Annotated in this window: 13 protein-coding genes; all 13 read right to left on the minus strand. The window is 34.1% G+C overall.

Annotated features, from left to right (window positions below):
• Nucleotides 1–288, minus strand: a 288-nt coding sequence (locus ACRX5O_RS19960) for a methylglyoxal synthase (protein WP_433907576.1), incomplete at its 3' end; no start/stop codon positions are given.
• A 202-nt stretch (nucleotides 289–490) separates the two neighbouring features.
• On the minus strand, nucleotides 491–1534 hold the full coding sequence (locus ACRX5O_RS19965) for a Gfo/Idh/MocA family protein (protein ID WP_433907577.1): 1044 nt from the start codon (nucleotides 1532–1534) through the stop codon (nucleotides 491–493).
• A 29-nt stretch (nucleotides 1535–1563) separates the two neighbouring features.
• Nucleotides 1564–2517: an ROK family glucokinase gene (locus ACRX5O_RS19970; protein ID WP_433907578.1), complete on the minus strand. Its 954-nt coding sequence runs from the start codon at nucleotides 2515–2517 to the stop codon at nucleotides 1564–1566.
• A gap of 21 nt (nucleotides 2518–2538) precedes the next feature.
• On the minus strand, nucleotides 2539–3624 hold the full coding sequence (locus tag ACRX5O_RS19975) for a Gfo/Idh/MocA family protein (protein WP_433907579.1): 1086 nt from the start codon (nucleotides 3622–3624) through the stop codon (nucleotides 2539–2541).
• A gap of 23 nt (nucleotides 3625–3647) precedes the next feature.
• A complete protein-coding gene (locus ACRX5O_RS19980) occupies nucleotides 3648–4436 on the minus strand; it encodes a sugar phosphate isomerase/epimerase family protein (protein WP_433907580.1) in 789 nt (262 codons plus the stop codon).
• Between the two features lie 356 nt (nucleotides 4437–4792).
• The gene (locus tag ACRX5O_RS19985; RefSeq protein WP_433907581.1) at nucleotides 4793–6172 is read right to left on the minus strand and encodes an MFS transporter; all 1380 of its coding nucleotides are present in this window, start codon (nucleotides 6170–6172) and stop codon (nucleotides 4793–4795) included.
• Between the two features lie 501 nt (nucleotides 6173–6673).
• Entirely contained in the window at nucleotides 6674–7579 is a 906-nt protein-coding gene (locus ACRX5O_RS19990) for a sugar phosphate isomerase/epimerase family protein (protein ID WP_433907582.1), read from the minus strand.
• Nucleotides 7563–8696 (minus strand): Gfo/Idh/MocA family protein, encoded by a 1134-nt coding sequence (locus tag ACRX5O_RS19995; protein ID WP_433907583.1) that lies wholly within the window; start codon nucleotides 8694–8696, stop codon nucleotides 7563–7565. Before ACRX5O_RS19995 ends, ACRX5O_RS19990 begins: the two co-directional genes overlap by 17 nt.
• Nucleotides 8697–8902: 206 nt before the next feature.
• Nucleotides 8903–10198 carry an FAD-dependent monooxygenase gene (locus ACRX5O_RS20000; RefSeq protein WP_433907584.1) on the minus strand — a complete coding sequence of 432 codons (1296 nt, stop codon included), beginning with the start codon at nucleotides 10196–10198 and terminating at the stop codon, nucleotides 8903–8905.
• 239 nt (nucleotides 10199–10437) lie between these two features.
• Nucleotides 10438–10842 carry a C-glycoside deglycosidase beta subunit domain-containing protein gene (locus tag ACRX5O_RS20005; protein ID WP_433907585.1) on the minus strand — a complete coding sequence of 135 codons (405 nt, stop codon included), beginning with the start codon at nucleotides 10840–10842 and terminating at the stop codon, nucleotides 10438–10440.
• Between the two features lie 16 nt (nucleotides 10843–10858).
• Nucleotides 10859–11749 (minus strand): sugar phosphate isomerase/epimerase family protein, encoded by an 891-nt coding sequence (locus tag ACRX5O_RS20010; protein ID WP_433907586.1) that lies wholly within the window; start codon nucleotides 11747–11749, stop codon nucleotides 10859–10861.
• A 47-nt stretch (nucleotides 11750–11796) separates the two neighbouring features.
• Complete coding sequence (locus ACRX5O_RS20015; protein ID WP_433907587.1) at nucleotides 11797–12900, minus strand: Gfo/Idh/MocA family protein; 1104 nt, start codon at nucleotides 12898–12900, stop codon at nucleotides 11797–11799.
• Between the two features lie 240 nt (nucleotides 12901–13140).
• Nucleotides 13141–15651: a GH39 family glycosyl hydrolase gene (locus ACRX5O_RS20020; RefSeq protein WP_433907588.1), complete on the minus strand. Its 2511-nt coding sequence runs from the start codon at nucleotides 15649–15651 to the stop codon at nucleotides 13141–13143.
• Nucleotides 15652–15996: the final 345 nt, after the last annotated feature.

The following is a 15996-nucleotide window of genomic DNA, read 5'->3' on the forward strand; positions in this document are numbered from 1 at the left end:
TCGAATCAAAGCAGAAATATCTGGCTCATGGGGTTGGGCTGTTAAAGGATCTCTAAAAAAGAAAACGACATCCATTAAATTTTTAGCAATTAAAGATCCTATTTCTTGGTCTCCACCAAGTGGACCTGAATTAAACCGGTGAATGTTCAATTTAGTTTTTTCCATGATTGTAGTTCCAGTTGTTCCAGTAGAATACAATTCGTGGTTACAAAGAATGGATTCATATGCCATAGTGAAATTAACCATATCATTTTTCTTTATGTCATGAGCAATAAACGCAATTTTCATAGCTTACATTCCTTTCCGTTCTTCTTGCTTTCTATATACACATAATTAATTAACTCGTTAACTCTTTATGGGGATTAGAATATAATTTTTTACTTATTAAAAAAGATTAAAAATCATTATTAGACTTTTAATCTTGACCATGAAGTGTATGAAAGATAGTTAACATCTCTGACTTTTACTTATTAGTGCATTTTTATATTTATCACTCAAATAAAACTACTTGATTAGACTCGTCAGATAAAAATGCGGCTTCAATAACTTTCATTACCCTTAATACTTCCTCATTTTCCACAAGAATTTTTCCTTTTCCTTCAGTTACGTCAATAAAATTATGATAGAATTCACGAACATCTGTATTTAAACTCGGGATTGGACTACTGTTAACCGTATCTACGTCTCTAGGAGCCATTGTTTTTGTTAACCCTGCACCAGCCTCGATTGGAGTAGCATCTTTTTTAATTAATTCTTTTAATGTAATTACTTGACCATTCATTTCCCAATCTTCAATAATAGCCGTTCCTTTTTTACCACACATATACCATTTAGGGAGGGTAATATAGTTACACGTCCCTACCTCTACGACTGCCGTTTTTCCACTTTCGAATTTGATAGTTAGTCTAAATCCATCGTCCACATCATTTCCTAGTACATAACTCATTTTACAGTGCAAGCTAGTAATCTTCTCTTTTATCATGACAAGTAGTCTATCAATTAAATGAACTCCCCAATCAAGCATCATTCCTCCACCATATTCTTTTTGATGGCGCCAATTACCAGGAATACCTCGAGAACCTTGAACACGTGTTTCTAGATGGAAGACATCTCCTAATGTACCTTCGTCATATAATTTCTTCATTACTAAGTAATCTTCATCCCAACGTCTATTCTGATGAACCACAAAAACTTTGTTGTAAGTTTCAGCAGTCTCTATAATTTCCTCTAGTTGCCTACTATTTAAAGTAACGGGTTTTTCACATATTACATGTTTTCCTGCTTGTAAAGCGGCAATTGCAATATCTCTATGACTATCATTAGGTGTAGCTATCAATACGGTGTTCACGGTGCTGTCCTGTAGAATTTCTTCATAACTTTTATATACATAGAAACCTTTATCTATAGCAAATTGCTGTCTAGTTTCTAATATGTCATAAATACCTGCCACTTTTACCTGACTTATACCACTTAAAATTTTCCCATGCTGGCTCCCCATACCACCAAACCCTACAATTGCAATGACATGTTCCACTTACATAATTTACCAACCTTTCAGTCTTATTATTGTTTAACTAATGAGGCTGCTCCAATTACTCCGGCATCATTACCTAACTTCGCCAGTTTTATTTTTGTACTAGTTCTAACTTGTGGGAAAGCAAACTTCATAAAATATCCTTCAATTCCTTTAATTAATACCTCCCCAGCTGCTGATACTCCACCACCAATAACAATCGTCTCGGGATTTAATAGATTAGCAATGTTGCTACAAGCTAAACCTAAGTAATAATAAACTTTATCTAACACAATGATGGCCAACCTATCCCCTTTTTTGGCCAGATCAAATACTGTTTTTGCAGTTACTTCTTGCCCATCGTCAATGAGCCATTTCAGCTCTGATTCACCCGCATATTTTTCTGAAAAATCTCTTGTTAAACGGACAATCCCTGTCGCGCTTGCAACTGTTTCTAAGCACCCTTGATTACCACAAGTACAGTGATACCCATCTTCATCAACAATCATATGCCCAATTTCACCTGCCGCTCCCTTAATCCCATGAATTAACCGACCGTCTGCGATTACTCCTCCGCCAACCCCAGTTCCTAATGTGACAAAAACAACATCTAATCCGCCCTCTCCAGCACCTTTCCACTGTTCACCTAAAGCTGCTACATTTGCATCATTATCAATAAAGAATGGTATATTTGTACATGTTTCGATTAACTTTCTTACAGGTTGTAATGAACTCCAATTTAAATTGTACGCTCCGATAACGGTTCCTTCTTTACGATCAACTGTTCCTGGTGAACCCATTCCAATACCTAAAAAATCACTAGATGATAGCCCGTATAGCTGTAGTCTGTTTTTAATTGATTCTATAATGCTTAGAACAATATTTTTCCCATTATCTTGAATATCTGTTTCAATACTCCATTTTTGCTGTACTTCACCGGCTTCGGTTAAGATAGCGAATTTAACTGTGGTGCCTCCTAAATCAATACCGATTAATTTTTTCATTTGTTCTCCACCTTTTAAAAATTAAGAAAGCAATAAAGTTTTTTTGTTACTTTTGTCAAACAAAACAGGTTTTTGTAAACTTGAAGCTTCGTAGAAATGATCAATAATATCCATCATGTACACACCATGTTCAGCAGGTGGCATTAGCTCTTCATTATATAAAATGGCATGAACAAAATGTTCAAACTCATTTAGTAACTTAATATTCGAATTCAGTTTGGGTGTAATGTCAATACAAGTATCAAGTATTTCAGAATAGAGTTTTAATTCCCCATTAATGATGGAAGCACCACCTTTTGATCCGAGTAACTCTATATAAGTCACATCATTCTCAATATTCGATGCCCAACTAAACTCAAAATCTACTGTCGACTTATTTTCTAATCCTATAAAGCCCATAGCAGAATCTTCCACATTAAACACTCCGTTGGGATCTCCTTTATAACCGTTTCTATTACGTGTGGTTGTATGGTCAAAGTTCTGATAGGTTGAACCAGTAATATAATGAGGCTCTGGATTCCCCATTAGAAATAAAGCCAGGTCAAGATAATGGAAACCTAAGTCTATCATTACTCCTCCACCGGAATATTCTTTATTGGTAAACCATGTCCCTCTTCCCGGTATACCGCTTCTTCTTTTCCAACCTGCTTTTGCATGATAAATATCTCCAAAATGTCCTCCATCTATAAACCTTTTTAAGAATACAGCTTCATTTGTAAATCTGTTATTTAAGCCCACCATTAGTTTTTTTCCAGACTTGTCTCTTGCTTCTACAATTCTTTTTGCCTCGTTTGCATTCATGGCTAACGGCTTTTCACAATGCACATTTACACCACTTAAAAGCGCATGAATAGATATCTCAGCATGTAGAAAGTTCGGAGTACAAACACTGACAAGATCTAACTCTTCTTTGTTTAGCATCTCCATATAATTACTATAGACAGCCTTAACTCCATACTTACCTGCTAGTCTCCTTGCACTCTCAATATTTATATCGCAAATGGCAACTACCTCAACATTAGGAAGAGAGATATAATTACTTAGATGTTTTCTCTCTGCATTACTGCCTGCACCTATTAATCCATACCTTAATTTCTTTGTTGTCATATCCTTTCTCCTCCTCGAATTTATTATGAGAACGCTAGCTTTCTCATATAATTTATTGTGTAATCAATTCCTTTTTCGCCTAATTCTCCAGTCCATATTGGTGAGTGTGGTTCAATGCTCAGTCCACCTGTATACCCTTTTACTCTTAATAGAGAGATAAACGTTTTCCAATCCGTCTGATCTAGTCCCGCTGGTGGGTCGTCTACTCTTTGTCCATTAACTATTAAGGATCCTTTAAGATGAACATGATTAAAACGATCACCCCAATCTAGGGTTTCCTGCAAATAATCACCTCCGAAATATCTACTATGGGATGGGTCAAACTTTATTCCTAATTCTTCTAAATGCCCATGAATAATCTTCCATGCCTCTGGACTATGAATGAAATTTACTTTACGACAATTGTAAGTGGAGATTTTTACACCTTTTGGTTTTGCGTAATCAATAAGAAGGGAAAAAAACTTTATTGCTGCTGAGCAATTTTCAAAGTAAGATATTTCATCAACGAAATTACAGCCACTAACAAAATTGGGACAACCTAATTCACTAGCCACATCAATTAGTCGGAAACATCTCTCGAGTTCTTCCTCAATTATTTCTCCTTTCTTTTTAATGCGGAGTGACTTCCATCTCCCAATGGATTCTATGCTAATCCCGTATTCAGCTTTCCAGTTTAATAACTGAGATCTATTCTGATAAAATGCTTCTACGTCTTGCCCCTCATTCACACAAATTTCTATAAAATCTAATCCTTTTTGCTTTGCTTTTTGAAAATTTTCTTCATTTGGAATCGATATAATACCTAATTTCATTGAAACCACCTATTATCTTTATTAATTTCCTAACTCCCTACTTTTGCTTAACGCTTACATGTTCATTCTACTTAATAAATTTCTTTAATTCTTTCCTTCTCTTAATCAACATTAGTTAAATTTTTCATTAATTTTAAAGGGAATTTTTTATACTTTTGAAAAGGATAAAAATAATAGCATAATTTTTAACCTGTATTTAATTTATGACATTAACTGAGATTCATCTGGATATTATTCATATGGAGAACCCAAAAGTCTGAATAGATTCTTAAAATAAACAAAAGAAAGATTAAAAATCACATAGGACTCCTAATCTTTCTTAAACAAGTTTTTATATTATCCCAAATCCTTATATATTAGTTACCTCTTTCATTTAGCTCTTTAACAATTTGGGGATGTATTTTATCAATTTTATAAAATGAAGTTGCAATAATTTGTAAAACAGAAACTACAATAGGTATAAAGAAATATAAGAAATTAATTGAACTAATTGCGGACGGTGTAATATTAGTTGCATCGTACCCAACAAAGGCTAACACATATCCAACTACTGCTCCACCAATCGCCATTCCAACTTTTGTTGCAAAACTATACCCAGCATAAAGTGTTCCTTCAGTTCTCGTGCCAAATTTCCATTCATTATAATCGACTGAATTAGCTGTCATACTGAATACTGAACCTGAAGATAATGCATTAAATAGGTTTGCAATGAAATAGATTGTAATGAACAAAGCCTGATTGTCTGCAAATAGTGGTAATATGGCAAATCCAGCAATAAAAGCGACCTGTGAAATAATGTTTCCTCTACGAAGTTTAAATTTCTTCAAATATAAAGGTGCTATAAAAGATGTTACAAAAACAGATACATAAAACAATGATAACAATATGGAAATCATTGCAGGATTCTTTAAAACTTGAATACAATAAAATATTGTTATTGATACGATTGCTCCTATTTTAATAAACATTAATAATGCGAATGAAATAGTTGATACCCATGGCCCATTTTTAAATGCGTTTTTGTAGGTTTTAATAATACTTCCTTTTTCCTTTGACACAGTAACAGGCTCTACATAACGCTCCTTACAATTCCTGGTAATAACTAAAAATGATATACTACATAAAGTTGCAAATATAATTGTAGTCCATAAAAATCCCTGTTGTTGGTTTCCACCTCCTAAAAAACTTACCATCGGCATTGTTCCTACTGAAACAAGAATATTTCCTAAAGCCATACCGCCCATTCGGATACTTGAAAGTTGATTTTTCTCGTTTAAATCTCTAGTCATCAGTGGCATAAGAGCACCATATGGAATGTTTACAACGGAGTATAAAAGTCCACAAATGATAAAAGTAATATAAGCATAAACAATTTTAGTCGTATCTGAACCGCTTATTGTTGTAAAGGATAATACATAAAAAACAGATAATGGAATAATCCCGAATAAAATATAAGGTTTTGTACGACCCCATTTTGAGTTTGTGCGATCAATAAATCCTCCAATTACAGGATCGATAAAGGCATCTAATACTCTTGATAGAAGAAATATTGTTCCAGTTGCAGCAACTGGAATTAAGGCCACATCAGTATAGAAATATAGTAAAAAACTCCCTATCACTCCCCACATTAAATTTGAGGCAAAATCTCCAAACCCATAACTAAATTTTTCTTTAACACTTAGTTTTTCTCTTACAACTGAAACTCCCGTCTCTTGAACAACTTGCTGAATTTCCATATTAACGCCCCTTTATTGAAATTTATTGTCATTTCAATTAATAATTAGGTCCCAAGTTTTATGTTTATTTATAACTGAATTTATTTTATAATAATTTTTAGTTCATAACTTTCTTTGGATGTGATATTAGACGCCAATCTTAATTACTTCAAAGAGTTATGGGCTTTTTTATTAGTAATCGCTTCCATTGTCTATAAACAATAACCTTTTCTAACGTAACCTCCCTTCTAATAAATTTTTTATTATCTCACCTCCACTTTTTGTTTGCGCTTTCAAATCTATCATACTTTTTCTTTAAAACCTTCACATTATATTAATTGTCTGAATAATAAAAACAATGGTATATTTCTTAACCAATTTTTCATTACTTTAAAAAACAGGTTATTTTTTAGTATATAATTATTAATCTCCAAAAATCTGGAACACTAATTAAGCGATAGATACCGAATTTGAGAAATCAGATTCGGTATCTAGTAGAACACCAAAAACCTTTACTAGCCATTAAGAAAAGAATTGACTTAAATATTTCTTACTGAGTTTTATTGAACTTTGTTTCAAAGCTAATGAATCTTCAAATGCCTTGTCTTCTACTTCAATTACAGCAAACCCCCGATACTTTATATCAGTTAATGCAGATACATAGTTAACCCAATTTACATCACCTAGTCCTGGTAATTTAGGAGAGATGTATTCTAAAGGTGTTGCCATAATTCCTACATCATTTAGACGGTCCTTATATACTTTAATGTCTTTAAAATGGATATGAAAAATACGATTCTTAAACTCATAGATAGGTTTAATATAATCCATCTGCTGCCAAACAAAGTGGGATGGGTCAAAATTCAATCCAAAATTCTCATTTGGTATCAACTCAAATGCTTTTCGAAAAATAGCTGGGGTAGTCAACAAATTTTGTCCTCCAGGCCACTCGTCTGAAGTAAATAACATTGGGCAGTTTTCGATGGCAATTTTAACCCCTAGTTCCTCTGCATAATCAACTAAAGGTTTCCAAGTTTCTGCCATTAAGATTAAATTCTCATCAACTGTTTTGTACTGGTTTCTACCAATAAAAGTATTTACTAGATTTACATCTAATTTCTTTGCAGCTTCAATGCATTTCTTAATATGGTTGACATAAAATTCACTTTTTTCCTTATCACCTTCTAAGGCATTTGGATAATAAGCAATAGCTGAAATTTCAACACCTTTTGACTCTGTGTAATTCTTAATATAATTAACATCGAAATTGTCTAGGTCTAAGTGTGTTACTCCAGCATATTTTCTCGCGGCCTTCCCTTTCGGCCAAGCACATAGCTCAACACAGGAAAAACCATTCTCTGCTGCAAAATCAATTACATCTTCAAAAGTACACTCATCAAGTATTGCACTATTAAAGCCTAATTTCATAAAGATCCTCCTTTTTTTCCTTTGAAAACTCAATAACTTCCCCTGTCTCCGCAGACTTATAAATGGCTTCTAGAATCTGCGTTACTACTAGTGCTTGCTCTGGCTTAACTAATGGGTCCGTATCATTTAATATACAGTCAATCCATTGAGCTGCTTCTGCATCACGCTGCTCCAAGGTCGCTCCTGCGAATCCAAATACTCCCCCCGTATCGGAAGGTTGGGTTTGTACCAGTTGATTATGTGCCGCTTTGTTGAACACCACATATCCTTGATCCATATAGGCTTTCCCAAACATTTCTGCCCCACCCTCTGTTCCACAAAGGGTTACTTGTGCTTCTTTTGGGTTGATCATATTCAATGCCCAGGCAGCTTCTAAAAAGATGGTTGCTCCATTTTCCATCTTTATAAAACCAAAAGCTGAATCTTCCGTTTCAAATGTTTCTGGATTCCATGGACCAAACATATTTCCTTCTGGCTTCTCTTTCAGTTTCTGGTAAGTGGACCCAAACACACTCTTTGGTTTGTAGTTGTCCATGAACCATAGGGTTAGATCAAGGGCATGAGTCCCGATATCAATTAATGGGCCCCCTCCTTGCTTTTCTTTATCCGGGAATACTCCCCAAGTTGGTACCCCACGACGTCTAACGGCATGTGCCTTTCCCATATAAATGTCACCAAGTTCATTGTTCCGGCAAGCCGCATATGTGGCTAATGAATCTGCACGGAAACGATTTTGATACCCAATCGTCAGCTTCTTTCCTGTACGTCTCGCTGCCTCCAGCATTTTCTTTCCTTCTTCATAGTTGATTGCCATTGGCTTTTCACACATAACATGCTTACCTGCCTCTAATGAATCAACCGTAATGTAAGAGTGAGAAATATTGGGAGTTAATACATGAATGACATCAATACTTTTGTCTTTTAATAACTCTTTATAGTCCTCACAAACAAAAGCATCTTTAGTTCCATACTCTCTTGCAGCCTTTTCCGCCCGTTCCACCTCAATATCACAGAAAGCTACTAACTCCACCTTGTCTGTTAGTCTCGCTAATGCAGGTAAGTGCTTTTGGTTTGCAATTCCTCCACATCCAATAATGCCAATTTTTAATTTACTCAATTCATTTCCTCCTCTATTGAAAGACTCTTGACCTGACTGTAATCAAATGGTTCCGCTTACACATTTATTCTAATCTTTCTTTTCTTCTAGTCCCTTCCTTTTATTAACTTCGAGTGGTATTAATCTTCGCTTTTATTTTTGTTGGATATGTTCAATACAAAAAAGGACAAAAATCACAATGTGATTTTTATCCTTTTTTTCAAAATCTATTGATTTATCGTTTTTTCTCCCTCAAAATTAAAAGGGTTTAATAACATTTTATTATTTTTGTTTTCAAAATCCAGAACTGTCTTTAACAAAGTTTCAGCCTCTTTGGTACTATTTTTTACAATTTGATTCTCTGGAAATTTTGTATAATCTAATAAAACATCTCGAAAAATTCGAATGGGCTTCGGGACATTATGAAATATCTTTCCTAATATCCTTGCAAAACCTACTACGTGATTAGTATATTTCACCCTTTGGTTATCATATTTTTCTAACCCCTTTTGTAATACATTGGCATTTGTTAAATCAATTCCCTGAAGAGACTTCCCAAGAAAATACCCATCCTCAAGTGCCATACCTGCCCCATACGCCGCATATGGAGAAGTTGGGTGTGCTGCATCCCCAAGAATCGTAACCCGACCTTTTGACCACTGATTTAAGGGATCTCTATACTTAATAAGCCATCGAAATAGATTTTGAGAATTTGTCTTTTGAAGTATTTCTGGTACCGGAGAAGCAAAGTTATTTATTTTTTCATTTATATACTTTAAAGGGTTACTAGGTTCAGGTTGATTTTCTTTACATGGCTCAACAAACCACCACTCAAAACAATTCCTTCCATTATAGACAAGTGGAGAATAACCAAATTGGTATATATCACTATGATTCAAAACTATTTCATCTCTATTTGGCCCCTCAACCTCTGACCAACCTAACCAAACGGCGATACCTAAGTGTTGTAAATCTGATTTCCCCCATAATTGTTCCCTAACTAATGAATTTACCCCGTCAGCCCCGATAAGTAAATCTGCAGTATATGATTTCCCCTCTTCAAAGTAAATCTGTACCTCATTAGATTTCTCTTTATATGAGACAAAAGAATGGTCAGTTACAATCATTCCCTCTGGAATTTTACTTAATAATCTTTGATAAAGATCTGATCTCATTAATCCAGCCATCCAACCCGTAACATTTGCCTTGTTTAGCAGGTCATTATCAAACTGCTGAAAAACTCTTTGTCGCCCATCATATCTTCTAAATCTTTGAATGGCTGTTGTAGCTAAATCATCTGCATAAATTCCATAACTTCTTAATATATTTATACCTATTGCATTTAGAATAATTGCACCACCCAACGCCTTAATCGACTTATGTCGTTCAAAGATTTTTACATCAAAACCAGCTTGATGAAGAGCGATAGCAGCCGACAACCCTCCGGGACCAGCACCAATTATAGCAATTCTCTTTCCTTGATTCGTTTGCTCTGAGTTAGAATTAACACTTGTTGAATTCATTTTTACACACCCTTTATGAAGAATTTATAATAAAAATCTTATAGATTAGTAGGAAAACACCTCAATTTGAAAGCGCTTTAAATTTATCATAAGAGATAAAATGATTAGATACATTCAGTTTTTTATCAAAAATTATATTATTTTTTATCTTTTTCAGAAAATTAAAATAAAAAGATATTTAAAAAAAGGAAAGTTGAATTCTCCACTTTCCTTTTTGTTGATAAAATATTAAAAAGCTACTAGACTAGAACGAGCGTTTTTTTATGCCCACCCATACCAAGTACAGTATCAAGAGCTGGCGGAAAATAAGAGGCACTATACGTATAGTTCACCTCAATATCATAGCTTCCTGATTCTAATCCACCTTCTTTTGCAACAGTTAGAGTTGCTAAATCTAAGACTCCCCAGTGTACATCTCCAAGTTTAGCCATTTCCTCTTGTGTATAAGTGGAATCATTAATTGTCCAGGAAATTTGGTCACCTGAAAAAATTTCACCATTCACTTTTATAGTAGCAGGACGTAATTGTGATAGCCAAACTCCTCTATAATACAAGGATCTAATATTTACTTGAAAACCTACAATCTTTCCATCTTTCTCAACATTTTTAAAACCTCTTGTTTGAATACAATCCTTTTCTAACATACCTATTCTCCTTTCCTTACTCTCCTAGAATTCTCTTCATCATTACATGGTGTTTACGAATTTGGTGTACTGCCACCCCAGGCTCGTTCTTATTTGGTCCCTCATATTCACTGACCATATATCCATCCCAGTTATGCTCAGTGAGTGTATCAAGAATTTTTTTATAAGGAATTGTCACTTCTTCAAAATCATCAGAAACCTTCACAAACTTTGCATGACAACAGTATACATATGGTAACAATGGAATAATGTCTTCTACAGGACATCCTTCATATTCTGGCATAACGAAGTCATTTGCTCCCCATTCACTTGCTGGTAGAGGATTTGTCTGGAATATTCCGAAATCAATATTTAACCCAAAGTACTTTGTTCCTGTTTCCTCGATAAATTCAACATAATCTTCAACCATTTTTGACTTTAATTGAGTAGGTGGGTGAATTTCAGGGCACATACGTACATCATACTTTTCAGCTAATGGCAGAGCCATTTTTATAAATTCACGCCAGTTTTCAACTGGGGAAAGCTGGTCATCAATGACACCTAATTTTGTACGAAGAACTTTGAATCCAAGTCTATTTGCAAGCTTAAAATCCCGCACCAACATTTCATATGATTCCTGAGTAGTTAGTTCTCTTCCCTCAAATAAACGAGAATCCACCCAATGCCCATATTCTACGGGAACAATATCATACTTTTCGATTAATTGATCCCACTTTTCCAACCATTCCTTACTTGGGGTAGGATAGCCTTCAATATGTGTGTTTGCTAAAATTTCTAACCCTCTAGCACCAATTTCCTGCATCTCTGCAAACATATCTTCTAAACTCATAGATACTCCATATTCACCCGCATAGCTATAAAGTGAAACCCCTCTTTTTGGTTTCTTAATTTCTAATTGGTTGCTCATAATTTTCATTTACTCCTCTTATAAATTTTTTGTCTTTACTGAAACTATTAATTTTGTGATAATTCAATAACTTCCCCTGTCTCCGCAGACTTATAAATGGCTTCTAGAATCTGCGTTACTACTAGTGCTTGCTCTGGCTTAACTAATGGGTCCGTATCATTTAATATACAGTCAATCCATTGAGCTGCTTCTGCATCACGCTGCTCCAAGGTCGCTCCTGCGAATCCAAATACTCCCCCCGTATCGGAAGGTTGGGTTTGTACCAGTTGATTATGTGCCGCTTTGTTGAACACCACATATCCTTGATCCATATAGGCTTTCCCAAACATTTCTGCCCCACCCTCTGTTCCACAAAGGGTTACTTGTGCTTCTTTTGGGTTGATCATATTCAATGCCCAGGCAGCTTCTAAAAAGATGGTTGCTCCATTTTCCATCTTTATAAAACCAAAAGCTGAATCTTCCGTTTCAAATGTTTCTGGATTCCATGGACCAAACATATTTCCTTCTGGCTTCTCTTTCAGTTTCTGGTAAGTGGACCCAAACACACTCTTTGGTTTGTAGTTGTCCATGAACCATAGGGTTAGATCAAGGGCATGAGTCCCGATATCAATTAATGGGCCCCCTCCTTGCTTTTCTTTATCCGGGAATACTCCCCAAGTTGGTACCCCACGACGTCTAACGGCATGTGCCTTTCCCATATAAATGTCACCAAGTTCATTGTTCCGGCAAGCCGCATATGTGGCTAATGAATCTGCACGGAAACGATTTTGATACCCAATCGTCAGCTTCTTTCCTGTACGTCTCGCTGCCTCCAGCATTTTCTTTCCTTCTTCATAGTTGATTGCCATTGGCTTTTCACACATAACATGCTTACCTGCCTCTAATGAATCAACCGTAATGTAAGAGTGAGAAATATTGGGAGTTAATACATGAATGACATCAATACTTTTGTCTTTTAATAACTCTTTATAGTCCTCACAAACAAAAGCATCTTTAGTTCCATACTCTCTTGCAGCCTTTTCCGCCCGTTCCACCTCAATATCACAGAAAGCTACTAACTCCACCTTGTCTGTTAGTCTCGCTAATGCAGGTAAGTGCTTTTGGTTTGCAATTCCTCCACATCCAATAATGCCAATTTTTAATTTACTCAATTCATTTCCTCCTCTATTGAGAGGCTCTTGACCTCACTGTAATCAATTGATTCCGCTTACACATTTATTTTAATCTTTCTTTTCTTATAGTCCCTTCCTTTTATTAACTTCGATTCGTATTAATCTTCACTTTTATTTTTGTTAGATATGTTCAATATAAAAAAAGGATAAAAATCACAATGTGATTTTTATCCTTTTTTTTGGATCTGCTCTATTAGAATATTATAATTAATTTACTAATCACGTATATACTAAGTTAAATTCCATTAACCTAACCTCATGAGGTTCTAGACTACCATTAATATTAAGTAAGTTATTTTCCACTGTTCTATGCTCAACTTTTATACTTGGTGTACAAATTTGTTTCAAATAGTCCATTTCATCTATTTTCAAGTCATATACTGCACCAAATTTAAACCATTCATCTAATACACTCCCATGATTACGGTTCAAGATAATCTCTTTTACACGATATCTTCCATTCTTTATTCCTTGTATTTCTAGAGAAAAATTTGTAATATCTTGATTTTCAAAAATATCATATTGCTCACTAATGTCAATACTACCTTCTGGATTTAAGTAATACGAATAGTCGAAATGTTTATAATTATAAAAAAGCACCTGATAACGTTCTCCAGACTTTTTTGTAACTATAAAATTACTTCCTCTTGAAATTAGGGTATCCCCCAATTGATTTAAAAGGGTAAAAGCATGATAACTTGGCTTTTTTATCCCACTTTTTGTAACCAATCCTGCACCTCCAAAAAGGAGATGCTTGGAATCTCTAAAATCACTAAAAATATCTGAGAATAGCCAGTATCCAAACATATTAACTTCATTCTTAGTAATATTTTCAACAATATTCTTAATCATGTAAGTGGCTTTAAAAGAACTATCATTTATAAAATCTCGATTTGATACAGTTATATTCCATTCTGTAACATTTAATTCAAGATCATCAAATCCTGCTTTTTTCAAAGATTTTCTGATTTGACTTAGTTTATTTTCAATATAATCTGGATTAGCTGATTGCATATTTTTTAAGGGAATATTGCTACCTGCATTGTCAATTTCTATTGGGTATAGATATACAGATAGAAAATCAGGATGGACACTTCTTTGTTTCCAATGTTGAAGTAGTAGATCCAACTTTTCCCCTTCCAGATTAATACTTAATCCGCAACCGCCAACCTTGGCAAAAGGGACAATTTCATTCGCTATCCCTTTAAAACCACTTAACATTTCATAATACTCATCAAATTGAGATGCATCTTGAAGTTGATTCTTCTTTAAGTTTTTCAAAAAATCTTTTCCCTCTTGCCCATTATGTTTTACAAAATCAATGTGTGGTCTCCAGATTTCGAAATACCATGTTTCAACTTCTTCTATCCCAAAACGTTCAATGCTTTGTAATAAAAATGCTCTTGCTAGATTGCTCCATTCTTCTGGTGACTTTTCTGTAACGGTTTGAACTACCATAATCTCTTCGATGGACTTTGCTAGAATTTTTGGTTTAGGACCAAGTTCAATAAAAGGTTTTAGTTTATTTCTAACTAAAAAATCAAGTAGTTTATTTGTGTTTGTAAAATTATAAGTTGTTATTTCACCTGAATGATCTTCAACTAGCATATCATCGCCAAATATTCCCCAAAATCTGGCATACTTAAATCCTATTTCTTTTTGAAGCTGAATGATTTGATCTTGCATATCCGAGTTCAAAATATCCCTCGCATATCCTATATTTATGACCTCATTCCAATACTTTTTAATATTTTTCAATGAATTCAATTTTATTATTTGTGTATCTACTATCTTTTGAGGAGTAGAATAATTTTCCTGCTGTATTATATCCCCGCTATTTAAATATTTTCTCAGTTCTATTAAAGCTTTATCATTATCATCTTCATTCGAAGGTGGTTTCTCTAACTTTAATGAAGCTTCCATACTTTTTCTATAGTCAACTGGTTTTAATTCATAATATTCCCTAAAAACACGGTTAAAAGATGATAAGGTGGGAAACCCATTATCTAACGCTACTCTGGTAATAGTTTTTTTTGTATTAATTAAATCGTTAACTGCATGCTTTAACCGCACTTCATTTAAGTGTTGTAAGAAGGTTTTTCCTGTTTGCTTCTTAAAAAACTTAGATAGATAAGGAATTGACAGATAATGTAAACTAGCTAATTCTTCTAAAGTGATCGACTCTCGAAAATTATTCTGAATATAGTTCATTATTTCATACAATCTATCATCTTGATCTTTGTTGGCGGCCTGCCTATTATTTTCACTATCGTTATTCGAGATCAAATGATTATCCGTTAACAGTGATATCACTTTTAGAGTCTTTTCTAATAAATGCACATGTGAGAATTGATTTGGTTTTATATAAACTGTCAGCAATTCATCAATTGCTATTATTAACTCCTTATTTTTATGGCCATATTTAACGGTGTTACAGTTAAACTGCAGAGTCTTTTTAGAAAGCAAGTTGCTTAATTCATTAGAATCAAAATGGATCACTACAAATAATGTATCATCTTCAGATTCAAATGAATGAAATTGATTAGAATTAATTATTATCAAGTCTAATTTATTCATTTGGTAAGATTCTCTGTCTACCTTTAGGTTTAATTTTCCTTTCATAAGATATATCAATTCTATGTCACTGTGGGCATGTTCCAAACTACTTTTGTTATTTAATATAGATATAGTCATAAGCTTTGAACTATTTAAAGATTGAAGAGTATTCATTCTTATCCCTCCAGAAGCACAGATGCCTAAATTAGGACCAATATCATAAATATATCATAGAAGAATAGTTCCTAGAGTTATAAAATTATGTCTAATTAAACAGGTAATACCTATAAGATGGAAGTATTCTTCAAATGGACTAGCTATTTTACCTCCAAAATAACATCCTAAGAACAATGAGGGGATGTCAAAAAGCATACACCATTATTTTGGGTATGCCTATGATTCAACTCTTATAGATTTATTAATTTTTATTGGTTATTTCACAAAAAAGCAAGTTAGTAAAAGTAAGTTTACATTCCTTAGCGCATTCCTTTACCACCTTTATAACTGAAACAGGAACTG

The organism is Robertmurraya mesotrionivorans (assembly GCF_050971805.1).
Taxonomy (GTDB): Bacteria; Bacillota; Bacilli; order Bacillales; family Cytobacillaceae; genus Robertmurraya_A.